Origin of the sequence: Burkholderia sp. lig30 (assembly GCF_000687455.2) — a bacterium.
In the GTDB taxonomy this organism is placed as follows: Bacteria; Pseudomonadota; Gammaproteobacteria; order Burkholderiales; family Burkholderiaceae; genus Burkholderia.
The window spans coordinates 114,124-138,669 of the sequence record NZ_JGVW01000080.1; the positions used below are offsets into that span (position 1 = coordinate 114,124).

23 protein-coding genes are annotated in these 24,546 nt (G+C 69.3%); 8 read left to right on the forward strand and 15 right to left on the reverse strand.

Features of this window, described 5'->3' with window-relative positions:
* Positions 1–36 precede the first annotated feature (36 nt).
* Together LIG30_RS14000 and LIG30_RS14005 are read right to left on the reverse strand one after the other, a co-directional pair.
* Complete coding sequence (locus tag LIG30_RS14000) at positions 37–1,518, reverse strand: N-acyl-D-amino-acid deacylase family protein (RefSeq protein ID WP_038713149.1); 1,482 nt, start codon at positions 1,516–1,518, stop codon at positions 37–39.
* Between the two features lie 10 nt (positions 1,519–1,528).
* Positions 1,529–2,446 carry a MurR/RpiR family transcriptional regulator gene (locus LIG30_RS14005; RefSeq protein WP_038713151.1) on the reverse strand — a complete coding sequence of 306 codons (918 nt, stop codon included), beginning with the start codon at positions 2,444–2,446 and terminating at the stop codon, positions 1,529–1,531.
* A gap of 131 nt (positions 2,447–2,577) precedes the next feature.
* Here LIG30_RS14005 and LIG30_RS14010 point away from each other — a divergent pair, with 131 nt between their 5' ends.
* Complete coding sequence (locus LIG30_RS14010; RefSeq protein ID WP_038713153.1) at positions 2,578–3,858, forward strand: amino acid deaminase; 1,281 nt, start codon at positions 2,578–2,580, stop codon at positions 3,856–3,858.
* Between the two features lie 105 nt (positions 3,859–3,963).
* Positions 3,964–4,545: a DJ-1/PfpI family protein gene (locus tag LIG30_RS14015; RefSeq protein ID WP_038713155.1), complete on the forward strand. Its 582-nt coding sequence runs from the start codon at positions 3,964–3,966 to the stop codon at positions 4,543–4,545.
* 37 nt (positions 4,546–4,582) lie between these two features.
* Here the strand turns inward: LIG30_RS14015 and LIG30_RS14020 are convergent, their stop codons facing one another.
* Together LIG30_RS14020 and LIG30_RS14025 are read right to left on the reverse strand one after the other, a co-directional pair.
* Complete coding sequence (locus LIG30_RS14020) at positions 4,583–5,029, reverse strand: MarR family winged helix-turn-helix transcriptional regulator (protein WP_038713157.1); 447 nt, start codon at positions 5,027–5,029, stop codon at positions 4,583–4,585.
* A 27-nt stretch (positions 5,030–5,056) separates the two neighbouring features.
* Complete coding sequence (locus LIG30_RS14025; RefSeq protein ID WP_038713160.1) at positions 5,057–6,652, reverse strand: MFS transporter; 1,596 nt, start codon at positions 6,650–6,652, stop codon at positions 5,057–5,059.
* 105 nt (positions 6,653–6,757) lie between these two features.
* Here LIG30_RS14025 and LIG30_RS14030 point away from each other — a divergent pair, with 105 nt between their 5' ends.
* The gene (locus LIG30_RS14030; RefSeq protein ID WP_038713161.1) at positions 6,758–7,600 is read left to right on the forward strand and encodes an EcsC family protein; all 843 of its coding nucleotides are present in this window, start codon (positions 6,758–6,760) and stop codon (positions 7,598–7,600) included.
* Here LIG30_RS14030 and LIG30_RS14035 read toward each other — a convergent pair.
* From LIG30_RS14035 to LIG30_RS14055, 5 genes are all read right to left on the reverse strand, one after another.
* Positions 7,570–8,532: an alpha/beta hydrolase gene (locus LIG30_RS14035; protein WP_038713163.1), complete on the reverse strand. Its 963-nt coding sequence runs from the start codon at positions 8,530–8,532 to the stop codon at positions 7,570–7,572. The two genes, LIG30_RS14030 and LIG30_RS14035, sit on opposite strands and share 31 nt — an antisense overlap.
* Positions 8,533–8,621: 89 nt before the next feature.
* On the reverse strand, positions 8,622–9,056 hold the full coding sequence (locus LIG30_RS14040) for a CHRD domain-containing protein (RefSeq protein WP_038713165.1): 435 nt from the start codon (positions 9,054–9,056) through the stop codon (positions 8,622–8,624).
* A 273-nt stretch (positions 9,057–9,329) separates the two neighbouring features.
* The gene (locus tag LIG30_RS14045; RefSeq protein ID WP_038713167.1) at positions 9,330–9,974 is read right to left on the reverse strand and encodes a response regulator transcription factor; all 645 of its coding nucleotides are present in this window, start codon (positions 9,972–9,974) and stop codon (positions 9,330–9,332) included.
* Positions 9,975–10,138: 164 nt separating this feature from the next.
* Positions 10,139–10,792, reverse strand: a complete 654-nt coding sequence (locus tag LIG30_RS14050) for a response regulator transcription factor (RefSeq protein ID WP_051995023.1) — start codon at positions 10,790–10,792, stop codon at positions 10,139–10,141.
* A 175-nt stretch (positions 10,793–10,967) separates the two neighbouring features.
* On the reverse strand, positions 10,968–11,609 hold the full coding sequence (locus LIG30_RS14055) for a response regulator transcription factor (RefSeq protein ID WP_235510307.1): 642 nt from the start codon (positions 11,607–11,609) through the stop codon (positions 10,968–10,970).
* A 231-nt stretch (positions 11,610–11,840) separates the two neighbouring features.
* Here LIG30_RS14055 and LIG30_RS14060 point away from each other — a divergent pair, with 231 nt between their 5' ends.
* On the forward strand, positions 11,841–12,806 hold the full coding sequence (locus LIG30_RS14060) for a hypothetical protein (protein WP_038713171.1): 966 nt from the start codon (positions 11,841–11,843) through the stop codon (positions 12,804–12,806).
* Between the two features lie 30 nt (positions 12,807–12,836).
* Here the strand turns inward: LIG30_RS14060 and LIG30_RS14065 are convergent, their stop codons facing one another.
* Both LIG30_RS14065 and LIG30_RS14070 read right to left on the reverse strand, forming a co-directional pair.
* Positions 12,837–14,477, reverse strand: a complete 1,641-nt coding sequence (locus LIG30_RS14065; protein WP_038713172.1) for a phospholipase D family protein — start codon at positions 14,475–14,477, stop codon at positions 12,837–12,839.
* 254 nt (positions 14,478–14,731) lie between these two features.
* Positions 14,732–15,448 carry a FadR/GntR family transcriptional regulator gene (locus LIG30_RS14070; protein WP_038713173.1) on the reverse strand — a complete coding sequence of 239 codons (717 nt, stop codon included), beginning with the start codon at positions 15,446–15,448 and terminating at the stop codon, positions 14,732–14,734.
* Between the two features lie 129 nt (positions 15,449–15,577).
* Here LIG30_RS14070 and LIG30_RS14075 point away from each other — a divergent pair, with 129 nt between their 5' ends.
* From LIG30_RS14075 to LIG30_RS14090, 4 genes are read left to right on the forward strand one after another with little or no spacing between them, the layout of a single operon-like run.
* A complete protein-coding gene (locus LIG30_RS14075; protein ID WP_038713175.1) occupies positions 15,578–16,378 on the forward strand; it encodes a (Fe-S)-binding protein in 801 nt (266 codons plus the stop codon).
* Positions 16,375–17,076 (forward strand): LutC/YkgG family protein, encoded by a 702-nt coding sequence (locus LIG30_RS14080; RefSeq protein WP_038713177.1) that lies wholly within the window; start codon positions 16,375–16,377, stop codon positions 17,074–17,076. The genes LIG30_RS14075 and LIG30_RS14080 overlap by 4 nt, the downstream gene beginning before the upstream one ends.
* Positions 17,073–18,518 carry a LutB/LldF family L-lactate oxidation iron-sulfur protein gene (locus LIG30_RS14085; RefSeq protein ID WP_038713179.1) on the forward strand — a complete coding sequence of 482 codons (1,446 nt, stop codon included), beginning with the start codon at positions 17,073–17,075 and terminating at the stop codon, positions 18,516–18,518. The genes LIG30_RS14080 and LIG30_RS14085 overlap by 4 nt, the downstream gene beginning before the upstream one ends.
* Before the next feature lie 58 nt (positions 18,519–18,576).
* Positions 18,577–20,283: a lactate permease LctP family transporter gene (locus tag LIG30_RS14090; RefSeq protein WP_038713181.1), complete on the forward strand. Its 1,707-nt coding sequence runs from the start codon at positions 18,577–18,579 to the stop codon at positions 20,281–20,283.
* A gap of 167 nt (positions 20,284–20,450) precedes the next feature.
* Here the strand turns inward: LIG30_RS14090 and LIG30_RS14095 are convergent, their stop codons facing one another.
* From LIG30_RS14095 to LIG30_RS14110, 4 genes are all read right to left on the reverse strand, one after another.
* A complete protein-coding gene (locus LIG30_RS14095) occupies positions 20,451–21,563 on the reverse strand; it encodes a dihydrolipoamide acetyltransferase family protein (RefSeq protein ID WP_038713182.1) in 1,113 nt (370 codons plus the stop codon).
* Between the two features lie 4 nt (positions 21,564–21,567).
* Entirely contained in the window at positions 21,568–22,548 is a 981-nt protein-coding gene (locus tag LIG30_RS14100) for an alpha-ketoacid dehydrogenase subunit beta (RefSeq protein WP_038713185.1), read from the reverse strand.
* Entirely contained in the window at positions 22,541–23,629 is a 1,089-nt protein-coding gene (gene pdhA, locus LIG30_RS14105; RefSeq protein WP_038713207.1) for a pyruvate dehydrogenase (acetyl-transferring) E1 component subunit alpha, read from the reverse strand. Before pdhA ends, LIG30_RS14100 begins: the two co-directional genes overlap by 8 nt.
* 409 nt (positions 23,630–24,038) lie before the next feature.
* Entirely contained in the window at positions 24,039–24,332 is a 294-nt protein-coding gene (locus LIG30_RS14110; protein ID WP_038713187.1) for a GYD domain-containing protein, read from the reverse strand.
* Between the last annotated feature and the right edge of the window lie 214 nt (positions 24,333–24,546).

Below are 24,546 nucleotides of genomic sequence, written 5' to 3' on the forward strand. Positions count from 1 at the left end.
GGCGCGCACGAAGATCGGTTGTCTGCGCCGGCCCCGTCAGAACGCAGCCGCGTCGCTCACAGGCACCCGCGCACCGCGCGCGACGAAGCCGCCCGCGCGCGCGCCGGTCGGCTGGCCGTCGCGACAGGTCAGCACGCCGTTGACCCACACCGCGTCGATCCCGTGCGCGGGTTGCTGCGGCCGGTCGAACGTCGCGGCATCGATCACCCGATCGGGATCGAACAGCACGAGATCCGCGTGATAGCCGACGTGAACTTCACCACGCCGCGCAAGGCCGAAACGCCGTGCGGTCAGCGACGTCATCTTGCGGATCGCCTCCTCGAGCGACAGCAGGCCGGTCTCGCGCGCGTAATGCCCGAGCACGCGCGGAAACGCGCCCCACAGGCGCGGATGCGGCAGCGGATCGTTCGGCAGCCCGTCGGAGCCGACCATCGTCGCCGGATGCGACAGGATCCGGCGCACGTCGTCCTCCGACATGTTGTGGTACACCGCGCCCGCCGGCTGCAGCCGCTTCGCCGCCTCCTGTTCGGACACGTCCCACTCGGCCGCGATCGCCTTGAGCAGCTTGCCCGCCGCTTCCGGATGCGGCTCCGACCACGTGATCGTGATGTCGATGTCGCCCGTCACCTGCTTCAGGTCGAGCGTCGACGCGCTGCGGCTGTACGGATAGCAGTCGCAGCCGACCGGCTGGTAACGCCGCGCGCCTTCGAGCGATGCGAGCACCTCGGCACTGCGCCCCCAGTTCGACGGGCCCGCGCATTTCAGGTGCGAGATCACGACCGGTACCTGCGCGTGACGGCCGACCCGGTACGCCTCGTCCATCGCGTCGAGGATCGCGTCGAACTCGGTGCGCATATGGGTCGTATACAGCGCGCCCGCCTTTGCGAGCGGCTCGGCGAGCGCCATCACTTCCTCGGCCGGCGCAGCGAACGCGGCGCCGTACGCAAGCCCCGTCGACAGCCCGAGCGCGCCGTGCGCGAGCGCCTCCTCGAGCTGCGCGCGCATCGCGGCGATTTCCGCACCGGTCGCCGCGCGGTCGAGACGGTCCATCTGGTTGTTGCGCAGCGCGGTATGACCGACCAGCGCGGCGACGTTGACGGCCGGCTGCGCCGCGTTCACGGCCGCGACGTAATCGGCGAAGGCCGGATACAGGAACGCGCCCCGGTCGCCGAGCAGGTTCATCGGGTCGGGCGGCTCGCCCGCAAGCGTCACCGGTGATGCGCTGATCCCGCAGTTGCCGACGATCACCGTCGTCACGCCCTGCGTGATCTTCGGCAACATCTGCGGCGAGCGGATCACGTGCGTGTCGTCGTGCGTGTGGACGTCGATGAAGCCCGGCGCGAGCGCGCGGCCGCTTGCATCGACGACGTCCTCTGCCAGCCAGTTCGACAGGTTGCCGATCGCCGCGATCGCGCCGTTGCGGATCGCGACGTCGCGCACGGCGGGCGGCGCGCCCGTGCCGTCGTAGAGCTGCGCGCCGACGATCAGCGTATCGGCGGCTTCGGGGTGCGAATGCATGTCAGTCTCCTCAGTCTCCTACCGGTTGACGGTCTCCGCCGCCGCGGTGTGCATCGAGCGCGTGCTTGATGCGGCGCAGCGATTCACGGCACGTGTCGCCGAGCCGCAGCGCGACCTCGGTGACGAGCACATCCAGCGCCATCATCATCGCGTAGCGCGACGTCGACGGCTTGAAAATGAAATCGGTCTCGAACGCGACGACCGGAACCAGGTGATCGGCAAGCTGCGCGAGCGGCGACGCCGGCGCGGTCAGCGCGATCACCTTCGCACCGTAGCGCTTCGCGAGGCTGCAGCTTTCGATCAGCTCTGGCACACACCCGCTCACCGACAGCGCGACGACGACGTGCTCGCGCGACACCGTCGCCGCGACCATGCGCTGCAGCACGCTGTCCTGGTAGCTCGCGACCGGCCGGCCGAAGCGCACGAGACGGAAGCGCAGCTCGTCCGCCAGCGCGGTCGAGCCACCGCCCTGGCCGTACACGTAGATCATCTTCGCGCCGGCGAGCAGGTCGGCGGCCGCGGTAAACGACGTCTGGCGCAGCAGCTGATGGTTGTGGGCGAGCGCGACCTGGATATCGTCGTAGACGAGCGACGCCGGGCTCGCATCGCCCGCTTCCGCGCCGCCCGCCGGCGCCAGGAAGCGCTGGCCGACGGCGGCGGCCTGCGCGACGAGCAGCTTCAGCTCGCGCACGTCGCGGCAGCCGACCGCCTTCGCGAAACGCGTGACGGTCGCGACGCTGACCTCGGCGTCGCGCGCGAGCTCGCCGATGCTCGCGTGCGCGGCGCGCGCCAGATCGGCCAGGATGAACGCGGCGACCTTGCGCTCGGCATCGCGCAACTCGGGCGCGCATTCGGCGATCCGCGCGACGATGTCGACGACCGGTTGAGCGACCGGCTGGGCGGCGGGCGGAAAGGCTGGCATATTCATCTTCGGGAAGGGGTGCGGCAATCGTTGCAACGCACCATGTTACTAAATAACATCACCGCGCCGATGCTACTTTCTGTACTATCTGCGTGTCAACGCCGGCTAAATATATATCAATGATGGAGCGAGATGACATGAAAGTTACAAACTATCAGGACGCAAAAATCGATCCGCTCGGCAAGGGCCTCGGTAATCTGCCGAGCGCCAGCGTGCCGCTCGAACAGGCGGGGCGCCTCGAATGGAACCTGCTCGCCGAGGACGTCAGCCTGCCGGCCGCGGTGCTGTACGAGGACCGTATCGAGCACAACCTGAAGTGGATGCAGGCGTTCGTCGCCCAGTACGGCGTGAAGTTCGCGCCGCACGGCAAGACGACGATGGCGCCGCAGCTGTTCCGCCGCCAGCTCGACGCGGGCGCGTGGGGCATCACGCTCGCGACCGCGCACCAGGCGCAGGCCGCGTATCACGGCGGGGTGCGGCGCGTGCTGCTCGCCAACCAGCTGGTCGGCCGCCACAACATGACGATGATCGCCCAGTTGCTGAGCGATCCGGAATTCGAGTTCTTCTGTCTCGTCGATTCGGTCGACGGCGTCGATCAGCTCGGCCGCTTCTTCGGCGATGCGAACAAGCCGCTCAACGTGCTGCTCGAACTGGGCGTGCCGGGCGGCCGCACCGGCGTGCGCGACGCCGCGCAGCGCGACGCGGTGCTCGACGCGATCGCCCGCTATCCGGACACGCTGCGGCTCGCCGGCATCGAGCTCTACGAAGGTGTGCTGAAGGAGGAAGGCGAGATCCGCGCGTTCCTGAAGCAGGCGGTCGCGCTGACCCGCGAGCTGGCCGCCGCCGGCCGCTTCGCGCGCACGCCGCCGATCCTGTCCGGCGCGGGCTCGGCGTGGTACGACGTCGTCGCGGAGGAATTCTCGAAAGCATCGGACGCGGGCTTCGCGGAAGTGGTGCTGCGCCCCGGCTGCTACCTGACGCACGACGTCGGCATCTACAGGCAGGCGCAGACCGACGTGTTCGCGCGCAACCCGATCGCGCGCAAGATGGGCGAAGGGCTGCTGCCGGCGCTGCAGCTGTGGGCTTACGTGCAGTCGGTGCCGGAGCCGGATCGCGCGATCGTCGCGCTCGGCAAGCGCGACTCGGCGTTCGACGCCGGCCTGCCCGAGCCCGCCCGCCACTTCCGTCCGGGCCGCGACACCGCGCCGCGCGAGGTCGCCGCGAGCGAAGGCTGGGCCGTGACCGGCATGATGGACCAGCACGCGTATCTGCGGATTCCGCCGGGCGCGGACGTGAAGGTCGGCGACATGATCGCATTCGACATCTCGCATCCGTGCCTGACCTTCGACAAGTGGCGCCAGCTGCTCGTGCTCGATCCGCAATACCGCGTCAAGGAAGTGGTCGAAACCTTCTTCTGACGGCACACGCCGGCCGCCCCGTCCCGGGCGCGGCCGGCACACGGGATCCGGCACGCCGGAGTACACTGCGCTTTTGTCCCGCACGCCCCCTTACAGGAGAAAGCCGTGGCCGTGAAGAAGATCCTGCTGCTGACAGGCGATTTCGCCGAAGACTACGAAACGATGGTGCCGTTCCAGGCACTGCTGGCCGTCGGCCACCAGGTCGATGCAGTGTGCCCCGGCAAGCGCGCGGGCGACAGGATCAAGACGGCGATCCACGATTTCGAGGGCGACCAGACCTATACCGAGAAGCCCGGCCACCAGTTCACGCTGAATGCGGCATTCGACGACGTCGATGCGGCGCAGTACGACGCGCTCGCGATCGCGGGCGGCCGTGCGCCCGAATACCTGCGCCTCGATCCGAAGGTGATCGCGCTGGTGCGCGCGTTCGTCGAAGCGGGCAAGCCGGTCGCGGCGATCTGCCATGCGGCGCAGCTGCTCGCCGCCGCCGACGTGATCCGCGGCAAGCGCATCTCGGCCTATCCGGCCTGCGCGCCCGAAGTGCGCCTCGCCGGCGGCGAATACGCGGACATTCCGGTCGACGCCGCGATCACCGACGCGCCGTTCGTCACCGCGCCCGCCTGGCCCGCGCATCCGGCCTGGCTCGCGCAGTTCCTGGCACTGCTCGGCACCCGCATCACGCTCTGACGCAACGCGCGCGGGCGGGCGGCACACGCCCGCCCCGTCAGCGCGACGCGGGCGGCGTGCCGGCTTCGGCGATGCGCGCCTCGAGCATCGCGAGCGCGCCCGACAGCGCGTTCAGCGCATCGTCGGGAATCGCCGCCATCGTCTCGTGCAGGAACGCGTTGCGGCGCGGCAGGCTCGCGTCGAACGCCGCGCGCCCGTCCGCGGTCAGCCTTACGTTCGTCACGCGATTGTCGCGCGCGTCGGATTCGCGCTCGACCCAGCCGAGCGCCTCGAGCGCCTTCAACTGGCGCGTCAGCGCGCCCGGGTCGATCCGCAGGATCTCGACGAGCCGTTTTTGCGACGAGCTGCCGTCGAGCGAGTTCAATGCGACCATGATGCGCCAGCGCGGCATCGGCTGGCCAACGTGCGTCTCGAACGCCGACATGAATGCCCGGTAAGTCCGTCCGAATTGCTGCAAGATCGCGACGCGGTCCTGTTCTTCCATGCGCTGACTTCGTTTCCCTGGTTTCGATCAATCTGCCGCGACGCCCGGCTCGACCGCGCGCCGCAACCTGACGGGCGGCACCCGGCGGCAGTGCCATACCGCGTACACGGCCACGACGGCGGCCACCGCGATACCGAGATGGATCGCTCCGACGAGCGATTCCCGGGCCGTCTCCAACAATAGCGCGCCATTATGCCCTGCGCGCGTCAGCTCCCCGACGAGGCCGCCCTGTGCCGCGCGGTCGATCAGGATCTGCGGATCGGCGAGCCGCGCCTGCCATTGCGTCGCGTGGTCGGCGGCGAGCGCCGTGCGCACGCCGCCCGCGTACATCTGGTTGACGAGCGTGCCGGTGAGCGCGGTGCCAAGCATCCCGCCGACCATCCGCAGCGACTGCAGCAGCGCGGTGGCGATGCCCAGATGCTGGCGCCCGGCCATCTGCTGCGCGAACACGGTGAGGTTCGGCAGCACGAAGCCGAGGCCGACGCCACCCGCGACCATCAGCGTCATCAGCATCCACGCAGGCGTCGCATGCGTCGACACGACGACGCCGATGCAGGTGAACGCGAACAGCGCGAAGCCGACCTGCAGCATCGCGTTCGGATGCCGGATGCGGGTCACGACGCGCCCGTTCATGATGCTGCCGATCGTGATGAACACGACGAGCGGCGTGATGACGAGGCCTGCGTCCTTCGGCGACATGCCGAAACCGCCCTGGAACAGCAGCGGCGCATAGAACAGCAGCGAGAACATCGAAAACCCGCCGAGAATCGCGAGCGTGAACAGCGCGGCCAGCGCGCGGTTGCCGAACATGTCGAACGGCAGGATCGGCTGCGCCGCGCGCCGCTCCCACCACCACAGCGTGCCGCCCGCGGCGAGCGCGACGACAAGCAGCAGCGTCGGCCAGCTGGCGATGCCGTGCTTCGGGAGCCATTCGACGAACAGCTGCAGCGCGCCGAGCGACAGCGCGATCAACACCGCGCCCGGCCAGTCGAGCCGCATCTTCGTGTCGTGCTCGACATGCCGCAGGTGCGGCAGATAGCGGTAGACGAAGAACAGCGACAGCAGGCCGACCGGCAGGTTCACGTAGAAGACCGAGCGCCAGCCGTAATACTGGGTCAGCACGCCGCCGAGCGACGGGCCGACCGCGTTTGCGATGCCGAACGCGGAACTCATCAGCACCTGCCAGCGCAGTCTCACCACCGAATCGGGGAACAGGTCGGGAACGCACGCGAACGCGGTGCCGACCAGCATCCCGCCGCCGATCCCCTGCAGGCCGCGCGCCAGCACGAGAGACAACATGTCGTTCGCCATCCCGCACAGCACCGACGCGCCCGTGAAAACGACGATCGACACGACGACGAACGGTTTGCGCCCGTAATAGTCGCCGAGCCGCCCGAAGATCGGCACGGTGATCACCGAGCTCAGCAGGTATGAAGTCGCGACCCACGCGTACAGGTCGAACCCCTTCAGCTCCCCGACGATCGTCGGCAATGCGGTGCCGACGACGGTCTGGTCGAGCGCGACGAGCATCGTCACGAACGAGATGCCGATCATTGCAAGCAGCGATTCGCGGAACGGCAGCACTTGCCCGCTCGAATGGTGGGCGGCGGTATGGACGGCCATGTTTGTAGGCGCAACTTTTGACGTGTCAATTAATGGCGAATTCTATCACGCTCGCGGTAAGCTGGCAGGCAGGCGGCACCCTGGCCGAAGCTGCAAGGAACAGAGATGGAACCGATTTCAATCCGCGCGGCGGCGCTGTCGACCGATGACCTGAACGCGCTGCGGCGCGCGAAACACGTGCTCGAGAGCCCGTCGCTGACGTTGAAGCTGACGAGCCTGCTCGGCGCGCCGGTCGAGAAGATGATCGGCAAGCTGCCGGATGTCGCGACCGGCAAGATCAACGATGCGACCCAGCTGGCGCTGCGGAAATGTCTGGGCATTGCGCTGCGCACGCTCGGCAAGCCGGCCGCCGACGGCACCGGCACGCGCGAGCGACGGAGCAGCCTGCTGCACAAGCTCGCGGTCGCGACGACCGGCGCGGCCGGCGGCGCGTTCGGCTTCGTCGCGCTGCCGGTGGAGCTGCCGGTCACGACGACGCTGATTTTCCGCTCGGTCTGCGACATCGCGCGCAGCGAAGGCGAGGACCTGTCGTCGGTGGACGCGCAACTGCAATGCCTCGCCGTGCTCGGCATGGGCGGCAACCCGGACAGGAAGGAGGAGGAAGCCGATCTCGGCTACTTCATGCTGCGCGGCGCGCTCGCGCAGGCGATCTCGAAGGCGTCGTCGGACCTCTCGTCGAAAGGGGTCGCCGCGCACGGCTCGGCCGCGGTGCTGCGGCTGGTGCAGACCGTCGCGTCGCGCTTTTCGGTACAGGTGACCGAGCAGATGGCGGCCAAGTCGATTCCGGCGATCGGCGCGGTGCTGGGCGCGACCGTCAACACCCTTTTCATCGATCACTTCCAGCAGATGGCGCGCGGCCACTTCACCGTGCGCCGGCTGGAACGCAAGTATGGCTCGCCGGCGGTCAGGGCCGCCTATCAGGCAATCGACACCTCGCCCGCGCACTGAACCGCGCGCTCGACCGCGACGCGGCGCAGGAATGCGGCCGCCCGGTCGAGCGCCTGCCGCGATTCCGGCACCATCGGCGCATACAGCTGCCACACGTGCGGCATGTCGGGCCAGATCTCCATGTCGACCTGCACGTTCGCGGCCTTCGCCTTCTCGGCGACGCGGCGCGAATCGTCGAGCAGCACCTCGGTGCTGCCGACCTGGATGAACAGCGGCGGCAGGCCGGTGAAATCCGCGTAGAGCGGCGATGCATACGGATGCGTGCCCGGCGTGTCGCCGAGATACAGCTTCGCCGCCTTGCCGAGCGCCGCGCCGGCGAACATCGGATCGATGCCGTCGTGTGCGCGCAGCGTCTCGCCGGTCGCCGCGAGATCGGTCCACGGCGAGAACAGGATCGCGCCGGCCGGCAACGGTTCGCCGCGATCGCGCAACGCGACGAGCGTCGCGAGTGCGAGCCCGCCGCCCGCCGAATCGCCGCCGAGCACGATCGACTCCGGCGGCGTGCCCGCGTCGAGCAGCCGGCGATAGGCAGCCAGTGCGTCGTCGAGCGCGGCCGGAAAGCGGCTTTCCGGCGCGAGGCGATAGTCGAGCGAGAACGAGCGCACGCCTGCGCGCTTCGTCAGGCCAAAGACGATCGGCCGATGGGTTTTGGTCGAGCAGAAATAATAGCCGCCGCCGTGGAAGTACAGCAGCATGCGTCCGTGCGCGCGCGCGGCGGATGGATGCGCATGTTCGAGCCATTCGCCGCGCAGCGGCGCGTCGCCCGCACCGTAGCATTCGCGCAGGCGGAAGCCGGACGGCGCGCGGTACGGCACCCGCATCCGCCACTCGGTGAAGCGTCGCGCACGGACGGGGTCGATCACCGCACGCAGGGTTTCGGGCCGGAACTGCCGGCGCAGCAGCCAGCAGGCGAACTTGCTTTGCCAACTCATCGGACGCACTCCTTATCGAAGATGTGTCGATAGTACGTGCGATCGCGCCGGCGCCGCTCGACGGGAGCCTCTATATCAAACGCCGCGGCTCAGCCCGCGGGCAGCACCTGGCCGCGGATCTCGCCGGACGGATGGGCCTTCGTATGGATGTTGAAATACCACTTGCCGCCCATCAGTTCGGTTACCTGCCCGTCGGTCAGCGCCTTTTCCCCCTTGATCGGGCTCGCCAGCGCGTCCTTCGGAACCGGCACCTGCGCGCCCGCGTTCTGCCCGACAGGCGCCGGGCCGTGGAAATGCGCGGCGGTCGCCGGGCCGCTCAGGTCCCGGTACGTGACCGTCCATTGCAGCGTGTGGGTCGCGGTGTCGAACGTCGCGTCGACGGCGCCCGAACCCTTGCTGGTGGTCGGCGGCACTTCGCTCGACGGCTGCAGACTGGCGGTCATGCGAATCGTCTCGGCGAAAGCGCTGCCCGTGGACAGTACGCCGGCGAGCAACGCGACCGGCAAGAAACGCAGCTTCAGCATGCAATCTCCTCATACGTCGTTGGGCGCCGCCTCGCGGCGGCGGTATCGCCATGTTAGTCGATCCGCCGCCGATTCGGCGGCGCGCCGGCCATCCTGACAAGCTGTCAGCCTGACGTTGCCGAGAACATACCTTTGCAGCCGGACGCATGAATCCGCGCCACGCATTTCGCTACACTACGCGTCACACAGTTGCTTGTTTCCTTCGTTCGAAGGAGTCTGCGAGTATTCACGCGGCCGGTTGGCCGCGTTTTTTTTGCGTGCGCGCCGCGGCGTTCAAGTCAGGCCGATGCGTCGCGCGTAGCAGATCACGTCGAAATCATCTTCGAGCCCCAGCTTGCGCATCGCGCTGCGCTTCTGCGCGCTGACGGTCCTGACGCTGCGCCCGGACCGCTCGGCGATCTCGCTGACCGCGAGCCCCGACGCGTAGCGGCGAAACACCTCCCACTCGCACGGGCTCAATGCGGCGGCGCGGGCCATCGGCAGCGCGTCAATTTCCGCCGCCGCCCGTTGCGCGCGCGGCGACAGGAAGCGGCGCCCCGCCACGGCCGCGTCGATCGCGGCGGTCAGCGTGCCGGCGGCATCGCGCTTGTCGACGATCGCCGACACCCCGAGCTGCAACAACCCCGCCAGCGGGCGCCCCTGATCCAGCATCGTCAGGACGACGACCCGCGGACGCCGCGACGACGTCAACAAGCGCTGCAGCCACGGCACCGCATTGCTTTCGCCATTCACGCCCGGCATGCCGATGTCCGTCACCAGCACATCGCATGCGTCGCGCGCGAGCGCCCGTTCAAGCGACGCCACGTCCGAGGCCCGCGCGACGACGCGATAGCGCGCCACCTCCGCCAACAAAGCGTCGACGCCCATCAGAATCACCTGATGATCGTCGGCCACGACAATCCGCACAGTGTCGGCCATCGGTACTGCTCCCCTTTTGTTCTGCTGTCATGTCAGGTCTCGCGCGCCCCGCTCTGCATCGGATCCGGCGCGCGGCCTCGTTGAATCGCAGCGGCACGCCGGGCATGCCGGCGTGCCGCTGTCAGGGTCTGCTCGCATGCCGAACGCACATGCGACGGCCCCCCTTACGTCTCGCTCCCGCGCGGGACGCTGGAGATCATTCCGCTCGTCAGCGCGAAGCGATAGACGTCCGCATCGCTGCTCAGGTTGAGCTTGCGCATGGCGCGGCACTTCTGCGCGCTGATCGTCTTCACGCTTCGCTCGGTCTGCCGCGCGATATCGCTGATCGCATGGCCGGATGCGTACAACCGCAACACTTCGAACTCGCGCCGCGTCAGCCGCGCGCGCCATTGCTCGGCGGGCGAGCCCGGCAGGCCTTCGTACAGCGCGTCGCGGATGCGCGGCCCGAGATAGCGCTCCCGCGCATGGGCGGCAACGAGCGCGACGTGGATCAGCTCGACACGGTCGCGCTTGCTGATCACCGCGACGGCACCGCGTGCCAGCGCCGCGTTCAGTACCTGCGCATCCACGCTCACCGTCAGCACGACGATGGCGGCGTCGGGCCGGCTCGCGCGCACCTCTGCGAGCGCGTCGAGCCCCTGGGCCGCACCGCTGCCCGCCATCTCGAAACCCATCAGGAGCACGTCGAATGACGCATGCCCGCTCACGTCGAGCAATTCGGCGATCGACGCCGCGCAGCCGGCCAGCGCGACGTCGGGCAGGGAATCGATCACGCGCTCGAGCGCCATCAGCACCAGCGGATGATCGTCGGCGATCATCACTCGGATCGGAATCGGCCGTGGCACGGCGGCCGGCCACTCAATGGAAAGGGTTTGCATCTCGCACGACGATGGAACGTGTAAAGGATTGGCGAAAGCCGCCAGCGTCGCCGATTTCGGCCGCCACTCATATACGAATTTGCCTAAAAATCCGGCCGCTACGTCGCCGCATGCATCAGTCGAGCCCCTGCGCGTGGACGAAAACGAGCAGGCCGGGATCGCTGCTGACGCCGAGCTTGGCCATCGCATCGCGTTTCTGGCGGCTGACCGTCCTCACGTCCCGCCCGAGCCGCCGGGCGATCTCGACGACCGACAGGCCGTCGACGAACAGCGACAGCACTTCGGACTCGCGCGGCGAAAGCCGCTGCGACGGCCACGGCCCGCACGGCGCCGACGCAGCCGCGCCGCCCGCGAGCGCCTTGCCCGCATAGACGCGCCCGCTCGCGACCTCGCGCACCGCTGGCACCAGCACATCCATCGACTCGGCCTTGCCGACGATGCCCTTCACGCCTTCGCGCATCAGCGTGTGCAGCACCGCCGCATTCGTCGCGCTCGTCAGGATCACGATGCGCAATTCCGGCCACTCGCGCAGCAGGCGGCGCACCAGCGGCAAACCGTCACCGAGCGCGCCGGACTCGTCCGGCATCGAGAGATCGCAGATCAGCACATCGCAACGCGTCACGCGCAGCAAATCGACGAGCGACGCGCCGTTGTCCGCCTGCCCGACCAGCTCCAGGTCGCCTGATTGCTTCAATATCGCTTCGATGCCAAGCAGAACGAACGGATGATCGTCTGCTGCAATCACCTTGATTTTCATGCCTCCCCCATTGAACGGCTTCCGCTCGAAAGCGCGATTCCGTGCAATTTAAATGCCTGGGGTCAAACTTTGTAATAGGATCTTTCCGAAAGACGGCTCGACACCGACCCTTTCACGCGTAAAAATGGCGCTGCCCCCCATTCGGAGAACGCACGAACCGTGCCGGAACACCGTTCGACATCCCACCCGCTCCTCCCATCCGGTCCGCGCTCGCCTGCTCGCGTCAGGCCGATGCTGAGCGGCCTCGCGGCGCTCGCCGCGCTCGGCGCCGCGCCCGCGTCGGCGCAGGAATTCGCGCTGTTCGGGGGCATGCTGGAAGGCGGCGGCGACCACACCTATTCATGGGCGATCGATTACCAGGAAGGGTTGAGCGAGCATACGGCGCTCGGCTTCACCTGGTACAACGAGGGGCACATTCCGAACCATCACCGCGACGGCCAGGCCGTCCAGTTCTGGGGACGCTGGCCGCTCGAGCACCGCCGCTTCGTGCTGTCGGCAGGCGCGGGGCCATACCGCTACTTCGACACCACCGCGGCCACGAACGGCAGCGGCTATTCGAACTCGCACGGCTGGGGCGTGCTGATGAGCGTGCGCGCCGCGTATTACACGTCAAGCCGCTGGGTCACGCAGCTGCAGCTGAATCGCACGCAGATCTTCAGCGGGCCGAACACGACGTCGCTGATGTTCGGCGTCGGCTACCAGCTCGACGCACCCGACACGCCCGGCCCGCGCGACACGCCGCAGCCCCGCACCGGCAAGGTCACGCAAAACGAACTGACCGCGATGCTCGGGGAGACAATCCTCAACAGCCGCTCGTCGCCGTCGGCGCTGGGCGGCAGCCTCGAATACCGGCGCGGCCTCCTGCGCCACGTCGACTGGACGGCCACGTGGATGTACGAAGGCTCGAAGCAGTCGATCCGCCGCAACGGCGTCGCGTCGCAGCTCTGGCTCACGCGCGCGTTCCTCGACGACAAGGTCACGCTGGCGGCGGGCGCGGGCGCCTACCTGACGGTCAACCAGCGTAATTTCCGCGACAAGCCCGGCCCCGGCGACGGCGGCATCTCGGGCATCGTGTCGATCTCGGCCAGCTACCGCCTGTCGGATCGCTGGCTCACGCGCGTGACCTGGAACCGGGTCGTCACGCGTTACGACCGCGACACCGACGTGATCCAGGCCGGCATCGGCTATCGCTTCTGAGTCTGCGGGTTCGGCACCGCCCGGTGCCGGCTACAGCTGATCGTCGACCGGCAGCACGATGAACAGGCCGGTCAGCAGGTTGCGGAGCAGCCCTGCATGCGGATCGACCGAGTAGGTGCACGGCACACCGTCGTCGTTCCCTTCCCAGACCAGCCCGGATGCGCCGCCGTTCGTGCCGCGCGCCAGGGGCGGCGCAAGCCGCACGCGGTAGCTGTCGTCCGGATGAGTCACCTGCTCGAAGATTGCCGCCACTTCCTGCGCGAGCGCCGGACTGTGAATGACCAGCGCCAGCTCGGTGTTCAGGTGCACGGAGCGCGGATCGAGGTTCATCGAGCCGATCACGAGGATCTTCCGGTCGATCACGTATGCCTTCGCATGCAGGCTGGCCCGCGAACGCGACCCGAACAGGCGCGGCCGCGGCTGCCGCGGCTGTGCCTTGAATTCGTACAGTTCGACGCCGCGCCGCAGCAGCGGCTCGCGATACGGACTGTAGCCGGCCTGCACGGCGATCGCGTCGGTGGCCGCCAGCGAGTTCGTCAGGATCGCCACCCGCACGCCGCGCCGCGTCATGGCGCCCAGCACCTCGACACCCGCGTCGTGCGGCACGAAATACGGCGAGAACGCCAGGAATTCCTCGTGCGCGCCGCGGGTCAGCTCGGCGAGCCGGTGCATCGGCGGGCTCACGTACCCGTCGTCGGGCCGCGAGACCTTGTCGGGCAGGTCGGCCTTGAACTCGGCCGGCGCCCACACGAGCCCGAGCTCGCCGCGCACGATCTGCTCCGCGAGCGGCGTCGCGTTCAGCGGCTTCGCGTCGTACGGGTCCGCATACTTGCGCCAGTGCTCGCGCAACGCGTTGCGCATCGCGTCGAGCTCGCCCGGATCGAACGCGCGGCGATTCAGCGCCCGCAGCGGATAACTGCTGCCGCTTGCCCAGTAAGCGTCGAAGCTCCCGGAAATATCGCGCGTCACGGGGCCGGCCGCGAGCACGTCGAGATCGCGGAACTGCAGCGTCGGGCTTGCGCTGAAATACTCGTCACCGAGGTTGCGGCCGCCGACGATCGTCAGCTGGTTGTCGGCGATCATCGCCTTGTTGTGCATCCGCCGCGTGAAGCCGTCGATCCGTGTGAAGAAATCGGTCGTGCGCCGCAGGACATCCTCCTGCGACGCGCCGAACGGATTGAACACGCGGATCTCGATGTTGGGATGCGCGCCCAGCGCGGCCATCACGCGGCCGATGTCGCGGAAATTCAGGTCGTCGACCAGCATCCGCACGCGCACGCCCCGGTCGGCCGCATACAGCGCAGCGCCGAGCAGCATCTTGCCCGTCGTGTCCTCGGCGGCGATGTAGTACTGCATGTCGAGCGTCTTCGTCGCCGCTCGGGCGAGCGCGATCCGCATCTGCAGCGCCTCGGTGCCGCTTGCCAGCACGCGGAAGCCGGACTGGCCCGGATGCGCGGCGCCCGGCGCCGCCAGCGCGTCCCGCAGCGGCGTCGCGACGCTTGCCGCCAGCGCATGGGAAACGGGGCGATCGAGCGTGGTCGCGGGCGGGTGCGTCGCGCACGCGTCCAGCAGCAGCAGCAGCGCGTACAGCGCCAGCAGCCGCAGCGCCGAGCCGCATGCGGCATGCCACGGCCGGCCGACCGGCACGAACCGGATGAATGACGGTTGCACGTGGCTTCCTCGACAGGCAATCAGGACTGCCGCGCGCGTCGCGGTGCGGCGGACAGGCATCGATCGATTCTATGTGGCGCCGGACAAGCCGGTCAATCGCGCGGGCGCGCCGCCGAGGGTCGCGCCGGCACGGCATCGCGGCGCAGCGGCCGGCGATCGCGTATCGGCGCACGGGCCCGGCCCGGCGCCGCCCGCCGAGCATGCGCGCGAGCGCCCCGGCAGGCGGCCCGCGCGGCACGCTGGTCCGACCAATCTCACGCTTCTTCGCCGCGCCGCTCGACGTGGCTGCGCACGAAATCGATATGGGTCTGCATCGCCGTGCGCGCCTCCTCCGGGCGCCGTGCGCAAATCGCATCGCAGACGGTGCGATGCTGCATCAGCAGCTGATCCGACGCGCCGGCGTCCTGTTCGCGCATCCCGGTGCCGTTGATCGTGATGTGCTCCCGCAGCATGCCGATCACGCTCGTATGCAGGTGCAGGAACATCGTGTTGTGCGACGCGAGCGCGATCGCGTCGTGCAGCTTCGCGTCGGCACCGGCTTCGGCGGCCTTGTCGTCGACGGCGCGCGCGTGCTCCAGTTCGCGCAGCAGCGCGCGGATGCGCCTGCGGTCGTTCGCATCGGCGCGCAGCGCCGCGAAATAGGCGGTCGCGCCCTCCAGCACGCGCCGGAATTCGAGGATGTCGTCGCGCAGCGCCGGGTGGTCGGCCACCAGCTGGCCCCACGGCGACGCGATGCCGGCGCGCAGCTGATCCGTCACGAACACGCCCGCGCCGCGCCGGCTCTGCAGCAGGCCGCGCGCGGCGAGCCGCTGGATCGCCTCGCGGATCGTATTGCGGGCGACGCCGTATTGCTCCGCGAGCACCCGCTCGGCCGGCAGCCGCGCGCCCGCCGGCCACGAGCCGTCGAGCAGCGACGTCTCGATCTTGCGCATCACCACCTCGGTCCGGCCACGGGCCGTCATGCCTGCCATCGCTGGGGTCTCCTGAATACGCGACGCGTCGATTGGCCCAACCAATTTGAGCTGCCGGGCCATCGCGGGAATTATGCGCGAAAACGGCGTCCCGCGTGTTGGGGGCTCCGCCGACTCACGGAGCGAGACATGAAGGAAAGGCAATACCCGGCCGAGGCGCCCGCGCAGGTCTACCTGTTCGCGACCTGCCTCGTCGACCTGTTCGTCCCCGAGGCCGGACTCGACGCCGTCAGGCTGCTGGAACGCGAAGGACTGACGGTCCACTACCCGCGCGGCCAGAGCTGCTGCGGCCAGCCCGCATACAGCAGCGGCAACCCCGGGCAGGCCCGTCGTGTTGCCGCCGCCCAGCTCGACCTGTTCGACAAGCCGTGGCCGGTGATCGTGCCGTCCGGCTCGTGCGCCGGCATGATGCGGCACCATTGGCCCGCGCTGTTCGCCGACGATCCCGACAACGGCCCGAAGGCGCGCGCGATCGCCGAACGGGTCTATGAACTCAGCGAATTCCTCATACATGTGCTGAAGATGCGGTTCGACGCCGCGCCCGCTTCCGCGCAGCCCGAGGAACGGGTCGTGCTGCACACGTCGTGCGCGGCCCGCCGCGAAATGGGCACGCGTGCGCACGGCGTCGCGCTCGTCGACGCGCTGCCCGGCGTGACCCGCGTCGAACACGAACGTGAATCCGAATGCTGCGGCTTCGGTGGCACGTTTTCGCTGAAACACCCCGACATCTCCGGCGCGATGGTGCGCGACAAGGTCGCCTCGGCCTGCGCGACCGGCTGCGACCGGCTCGTCTCAGCCGATTGCGGCTGCCTGCTGAACATCGGCCACGCAGCGGCGAAGGCCGGCGCGCCGCTGCCGGTCGAGCATCTCGCCAGCTTCCTGTGGCGCCGCACCGCCGGCGCGGCACCACGCGACGGAGAAACCCGATGAGCGCGCGCGACGCCATCCTCGCACGGCTGCGCGCCACCGCGCCGCGCGATGCCGCCGTCGATCCGCGCGCGCTCGACGAGCGGATCGACCACCACTACGCCGCGCGCCGCGACGCGACGCCGGCCGATCCGGCCACGCTCGTGCAGTCGATGCAGGCCGCGCTGGCCGCGTCGCATGCCGAGGTCTGGTGCGCGGACGCCGCGTCCTGGCCCGCGCAACTGGCCGGGCGGCTCGCCGGCGCCGGCGTGCGCCGCCTGCTGCTCGACCCGGCCCGCCCCGAGGCCGCCACCCTCGCCCGCGCGCTGCCACCCGCCGTCGACACACTGTCGTTCGCGCAGCCGATCGACGCGTGGAAGCACGAGCTGTTCGACACCGTCGACGCCGGCTTCACCGTCGCGCGCTCGGGCATCGCGGCGACCGGCACGCTGGTGCTCGCGCCCGATGCCGGCACGCCGCGCACCGTGTCGCTCGTGCCGCCGCTGCACGTCGCGCTGGTGCACGCGCACACGCTGCACGCCGACCTGCACGCGGCGGTGCACGCCGAGCAGTGGCAGGCCGGCATGCCGACCAACCTGGTGCTGGTTTCCGGCCCGTCCAAGACCTCCGACATCCAGCAGACGCTGGCCTACGGCGCGCACGGCCCGCGCCGCCTGTGGGTGGTGATCGTCACGGCCGACGCACAGGGCCCGCAACGATGAGCGACCACACCCTGCATTTCGTCCCACCCGCCGACTTCAAGACCCGCGCACGCGCCGCGCTCGACGATCCGAAACTGCGCCGGAGCTTTCGCGGCGCGATGGATTTCCTGCAAGGCAAGCGCGCGATCCAGTTCCCCGACGGCGACGAACTGGAGCAACTGCGCGACCTCGGCGAAGCGGTGCGCCAGCATGCGCTCGCGCGGCTGCCGGAACTGCTCGAACAGCTCGAGGCGAAGCTCACCGCCGCCGGCGTGCACGTGCACTGGGCCGCGAACGCCGACGACGCGAACCGGATCGTGCTCGACATCGCGCAGGCCAGACAGGCCCGCAGCATCATCAAGGGCAAGTCGATGGCGAGCGAGGAAATCGAGCTGAACCATTACCTCGGCGAACGCGGAATCGACTGCATCGAGTCCGACATGGGCGAGTACATCGTCCAGCTCGCCGGCGAAAAACCGTCACACATCGTGATGCCCGCGATCCACAAGACGCGCGGCGACATCGCCGAGCTGTTCGAGCGGCACATCCCCGACGCACGCTACACCGAGGACGTCGACGAACTGATCCAGACGGGGCGGCGCGCGCTGCGCCGCGCGTTCGCCGACGCGGACATCGGCCTGTCGGGCGTCAACTTCGCCGCCGCCGACACCGGCACGCTGTGGCTCGTCGAGAACGAGGGCAACGGCCGCCTGTCGACGACCGTGCCCGACACGCACATCGCGATCATGGGCATCGAGAAGGTCGTCGCGAAACTCGAGCACATCGTGCCGCTGTCGAGCCTGCTGACCCGCTCAGCCACCGGCCAGGCGATCACCACCTATTTCAACCTGATTTCCGGCCCGCGCCGCGCGGGCGAGCGCGACGGCCCGCGCGACGTGCATCTGGTGCTGCTCGACAACGGCCGCACGCAGGCCTATTCGGACGAGCAGCTGCGCGCGACGCTGCAATGCATCCGTTGCGGCGCCTGCATGAACCACTGCCCGGTCTACACGCGGATCGGCGGCCACGCGTACGGCACGACCTACCCCGGCCCGATCGGCAAGATCATCTCGCCGCACCTGCTCGGCCTCGACGCGACCGCCGACCTGCCGAGCGCATCGACGCTGTGCGGCGCATGCGGCGAAGTCTGCCCGGTGCGGATTCCGATCCCGCAATTGCTGATCCGGCTGCGCACCGAGGCGAACCGCAAGCCCGACGAAGCCGTCGCGCATCCGCTGCGCGGCCAGGGCGCGAACTACACCCGTCAGGAAGACCTCGCGTGGCGCTTCTGGAGCGGCGCGTTCGCGCATCCGCGCGCGTACCGCGCGTTTCGCTGGGCCGCCACCCGGCTGCATGCGCTCGCGCCGGCCAGCCAGATGGGCTGGACCAGGCACCGCACGCCGCTCGAACCCGCGCCGCGCAGCCTCTCGGACCTGCTGCGCGCGCGCGGCCAGCCTGAATAGAAAAGACAGACAAGACGATTTCGACCTGTACCCATACCCATATCTGGAGGAGACAACCATGCAGGCCTGGCATCAGATCTACATTCCGCTCGGCAGCCTCGGGCTGTCGGCGCTCGTCGCCGCGATCCCGGTGATTTTCTTTTTCATCGCGCTGGCCGGTTTGCGGATGAAGGGACACGTGGCCGCCGCGATCACGCTGCTGCTGTCGCTCGGCGTCGCAATCTTCGCTTACCGGATGCCGGTGCCGCAGGCGCTCGCGGCCGCCGGCTACGGCTTCGCGTACGGCATCTGGCCGATCGCGTGGATCATCGTCGCGGCGGTGTTCCTCTACAAGATCGTCGTCAAGACCGGTCAGTTCGACGTGATCCGCGCGTCGGTGCTGTCGATCACCGACGACCAGCGGCTGCAGATGCTGCTGATCGGCTTCTCGTTCGGCGCGTTCCTCGAAGGCGCGGCGGGCTTCGGCGCACCGGTGGCGATCACCGCGGCGCTGCTCGTCGGGCTGGGCTTCCGGCCGCTCCATGCGGCCGGGCTGTGCCTGATCGCGAACACCGCGCCCGTCGCGTTCGGCGCGATGGGCATTCCGATCATCGTCGCCGGGCAGGTGACGGGCATCGATGCGTTCCACATCGGCGCGATGGCCGGCCGCCAGTTGCCGCTGCTGTCGCTCGCGGTGCCGTTCTGGCTGGTGTTCATGATGGACGGCCTGCGCGGCGTGCGCCAGACCTGGCCGGCGGCGCTCGTCGCGGGCGGCAGCTTCGCGCTCACCCAATACTTCACGTCGAACCACATCGGGCCGGAACTGCCGGACATCACGTCGTCGCTCGTGAGCCTCGTGTCGCTCGCCGCGTTCCTGAAGGTGTGGCAACCGCGCGGCGCCGCGCAAGCGGCAGCCGGCACGGTCGCGTCGGGCGGCGCAGCCGCGCTCGCGGGCTTCGGCGGCGCGGCGGGCGGCGGCACGGCACCGGCGAGCCGGCAGGCATCGCCGTACACGTTCGCGCAGACGCTGCGCGCGTGGTCGCCGTTCCTGCTGCTGACGGTGATCGTCACGGTCTGGAGCCTCGCGCCGTTCAAGGCGCTGTTCGCCGCGCACGGCCCGCTCGCGGCGACCGTGCTCAAGTTCAAGGTGCCGGCGCTCGACCAGCTCGTGATCAAGACCGCGCCGATCGTCGCGACGCCGAAGGCATACGAGGCCGTGCTCAAGATCGACCTGATCTCGGCCGTCGGCAGCGCGATCCTCGTGACCGCGCTCGTGTCGATGGTGCTGCTGCGGATGAAGCCGCGCGACGCGCTCGTCACGTTCGGCGAGACGCTCAAGGAACTGACGCGCCCGATCCTGTCGATCGGCCTCGTGCTCGCGTTCGCGTTCGTCGCGAACTACTCGGGCATGTCGTCGACGCTCGCGCTGCTGCTCGCGGGCACCGGCGCCGCGTTCCCGTTCTTCTCGCCGTTCCTCGGCTGGCTCGGGGTATTCCTGACCGGCTCGGACACGTCGTCGAACGCGCTGTTCTGCTCGCTGCAGCAGACGACGGCCCACCAGCTCGGGCTGTCGGACACGCTGCTCGTCGCCGCGAACACGACGGGCGGCGTCACCGCGAAGATGATCTCGCCGCAATCGATCGCGGTCGCCTGCGCGGCGACCGGCCTCGTCGGCAAGGAGTCGGAGCTGTTCCGCTTCACGGTCAGGCACAGCCTGCTGTTCGCGGCGATCGTCGGCGCGATCACGCTCGCGCAGGCGTATCTCGTGCCGGGGATGGTGCCGTAAGCGGCCCCGAAACGAACGGGCACGGCATCGCGCGCGTCGATGCCGTGCCCGGCCGGACTGGCGGATCGCCAGGCCGCCGGAAAGCCGGTCAGCTGCCGTTGGCGATCCGGCTCTCGATTGCGACATGCGTGGCGAGTCGCGATCCCGCACGCGCATCCGCGACGGCGCTATTGCGCCATCTGCAGATCCGCGATCACCGCCGCGAGAAAACGCGCCGCCTCGCCGCCCGTGACCACGCGGTGGTCGAACGTCAGGCTGAGCGGCAGGATCCGGTGCACGGCCGGCACGCCGTCGGCCGGCACGACCGCGTCGTGGATGCGGCCCGCGCCGAGGATCGCGACGGTCGGCGGCACGACCACCGGCGCCGCATACTTGCCGGCGATCATGCCGAAGTTCGACAGCGTGATCGTGTTGCCGCGCATTTCCTCCGGCGGAATCGTGCGCGCGCGGATGTCCGCGCGCATCCGCTCGAGGCCGCCGCGCAAGTCGGCCGCGTCGCGATGCGCGACGTCACGAAGCACCGGCACGAAGAGGCCGTCCGGCAGGTCGACCGCGATGCCGAGATCGATTTTGCCGACGACGTGACGCCGCCCCGTATGCCCCTCGTACCACGCGTTGAGCCCGGGCTCGACGCGGCATCCGGCGACCAGCGCGCGGATCAGCCGGATCGTCACGTCGGTGCGCGCGGGCCACGCGTGGATGTCGGCGTCGTCGATCACCGTCGCCGCCGCGACTTCGCTCTGCGCGCGCGCCATGTTCTGCGCCATCGCGCGCCGCACGCCGCGCAGCACTTCGGCCGGCCCGACCTCGGCGAGCACCTTGGCGACCCGCTGCACGTCCGCCGCCGTAATGACGCCGTCCGCGCCCGACGGCGTCACCATCGCCAGATCGACGTCGAGCTTGCGCGCGAGCGCGCGCACCGCCGGCATCGCCTTGATCGCGCCCGCGCCGCCGGCTCCCGCGCCGAGCGCGGACGGCGCTTCCTGCACGACCCGCGCGCCGACCTCGACCTTGCCGACCACGGTTCCGGCATCGCTGTCGTCGCCCGCGCCCTCGAATGCGACCAGCGGCGCGCCGAGGTGCACGATGTCGCCCGGCTGGCCGAACAGTTTCTCGATGCGGCCCGACTGCGGCGACGGAATGTCGACGATCGCCTTCGCGGTCTCGACCGACAGCAGCGGCCGGTCGGCCTCGATCGCGTCGCCCGCGTTGACGTGCCATTCGATGATTTCCGCTTCCTGCAGGCCTTCTCCGAGGTCGGGCAATTTGAAGATCTTCATGGCTTCACGACGCCTCCAGCGTCTTCCTGACCGCGCCGACGATGCGCGCCACGCTCGGCAGGTACTGGTTTTCGAGTCTGAACAGCGGCACCACCACGTCATAGCCGGTGACGCGCTGCACCGGCGCGAGCAGCGTGTAGAGCCCGCGCTCCGCGATGGTCGCGGCGATTTCCGCGCCGAGGCCCGCCGTGCGCGGCGCCTCGTGAACGATCACGCAGCGCCCGGTCTTCGCGACCGACGCGAGGATGGTGTCCATGTCGAGCGGCTTGAGCGTCGCCACGTCGATCACCTCGGCCATCACGCCTTCGTTGGCGAGCAGGTCGGCCGCCGCCTGCGCCTCCTGCAGCGCCGCGCCCCAGCTCACCAGCGTGACGTCGGTGCCGTCGCGCACCGTGAAGCAGCTGTCGAGCGGCAGCGCCTCGCCGTCGTCCTCAACCGCTTGCCGGAACAGCCGGTACAGGCGCGTGGGCTCGAGGAAGATCACCGGGTCCGGATCGCGGATCGCGGCCAGCAACAGGCCATACGCGCGCGCCGGCGACGACGGCATCACGACGCGCAGCCCCGGGATGTGCGCAAACAGCGCCTCCGGGCTTTCGGAGTGATGCTCGGGCGCATGAATGCCGCCGCCGCACGGCGAGCGGATCACGAGCGGACACGACAGCCGGCCGCGGGTCCGGTGGCGCAGGCGCGACGCGTGGTTGAGGACGTGATCGAGCGTCGGATAGATGAACCCGGTGAACTGGATCTCCGCGACCGGCCTGAGCCCCATCGCGGCCATGCCGATCGCGGCGCCGGCGATCGCGGTCTCCGCGAGCGGCGTGTCGATCACCCGCTCCGCGCCGAAGCGCGACTGCAGATCGACGGTCGCGCGGAACACCCCGCCGTTGACGCCGATGTCCTCGCCGAGCAGCACGACGGCCGGATCGTTCGCGAGCGCGTACGCAAGCGCGCGATTGACCGCCTCGACCAGATTCAGATCAGCCATGATGATTCCCCGCGGCCGGCGCGAACGCGAGCGCCATGTCGAGCTGTTCGCGCATCGCGCGCGGCAGGCTCGCATACAGGTGATCGAACATCGCCGACGTGTCGGGCGGCGCGATCGCCAGATAGTCGGCGACGGCCGCTTCGACCTGCGCATAGCAGGCCTTGCCGAGTTCCGCGTCCTGCGCCTTGTCCCAGACGTTCATCCGCATCAGGTACTTGCGCAGCCGCACCAGCGGCTCGCATTCCCACGCGCGGTTGACGGCATCGGCGTCGCGATAGCGGGTCGCGTCGTCGGCCGTCGTGTGGTCGCCGAGCCGGTAGCTGAGCGCCTCGACGAGCGTCGGGCCGCCGCCGCGGCGCGCCTTGTCGAGCGCTTCCGCCAGCACCTGATGCACCGCGACCACGTCGTTGCCGTCGACCTGCCGCCCTTCGATGCCCGCCGCGATCGCCTTCTGCGCGAGCGTCTGCGCGGCGGTCTGGTGCGCGCGCGGCACCGAGATCGCCCACTGGTTGTCGTTGACGACGAGCACGAGCGGCGCCTGCCAGACGCCGGCCATGTTCATCGCTTCGTAGAAGTCGCCCTTGGAAGTGCCGCCGTCGCCGAGGATCGTCACCGCGACGCGCGGTTCGCGGCGCAACATGAACGCATAGGCCGCGCCGGCCGCATGGCACACCTGCGTGCCGATCGGCACGCAGTTCGGAAAATCGTGACGCGCCGCCTGAAAATCGCTGCCGCGTTCGTCGCCGCCCCAGTACAGCAGGCTTTCCGTCATCGTGACGCCGCGCAGCAATTGCGCGGCATGGTCGCGATACGACGGGAACAGCGCGTCTTCGGCGCGCATCGCGCTCGCGATGCCCACGCCGATCGCCTCCTGCCCGACCGACGACGCGAACGTACCGAGCTTGCCGGTGCGCTGCAGCGCAACGGCCTTCGAGTCGAACGCGCGCGTCAGCACCATCGCGCGATAGAGCGGCAGGAGCGCCGACGCATCCTGCGCGAACGCGGGCAACGGCTGAACCGGCTCGCCGTCGGGGTCCAGGTACTGCGTGTAGTCGACATGGAATTGCGCGACCGTGCTCATGACACGCCTCTGCTCGGTATCGAAATACAGGCAGCACGCCGAACGGTGCGGACGCGGCGCGCGCGGCATCGACGCGACACGGGCGCCCCCTCTTCCGGCCCTTTGACCATAGTTCAACCTTAGTCAGTCCGCGGGTGAAAGCAAGTCGGGTCTGTACGCACGCGGCCGGCGCGCCTGCGTTGCGGTGCCGCGGCGCACGATCGCCGCTTCGCGTCGCGCCACGCGAGCGGCAAGCGCTCGAGGCCTTTCCGCGGGCGCCGATTTCGCCCGCGTGATCACCGCGACAGGAATGCCGGACTGGCCGGCGGTGTGCAGGAAAGCGCGATCGCGCCGTCACCCGCTTCGACGGCGAAGGCCCGGCGTCACCGGGCGGCGACCGCATGTGCGAAAGCGCGGTGATGCGATGCCGTTACGGCAGCCGGCCGATGATCGTGCCGACGTCGCTCTTCGTGAACGCGCGCAGGGTCTGCGTGCGGATGTTGCCCGATGCGCCAAGCGCGAAGCCGAACGCCATCAGGTTCTGCTCGCTCGGCGCGTCGACGATCGCGACAATGTCGAACGCGCCCAGCGTCCAGTAGACCTCCCTCATCTCGCAGCCGAACCCCTTGGCCATTTCCGCAACCTGGTCGGCCCGTTGCACGGTGTTCTTGATGCCGCGGATGCCCTGATCCGTGAAGTTCGACAGCACCACATAAGTCGCCATGACGATTTCCCCTACGATCCAGACGTTTCGGGATACGAACGCGCAAGCGATGCCGGGAACGCGGATGCGTCCGTGCAACCGGAACCGTCTTGCGCGTAGATTGATTCTAGGCAATGGAATCGCACGCAACGGGCGGTTTGGACGAGTGTCGTCGCCGCATTGCAGCAACGGCTCAGCTCGGTGCGGATGCGGATGCGGATGCGGGTGCGGATGC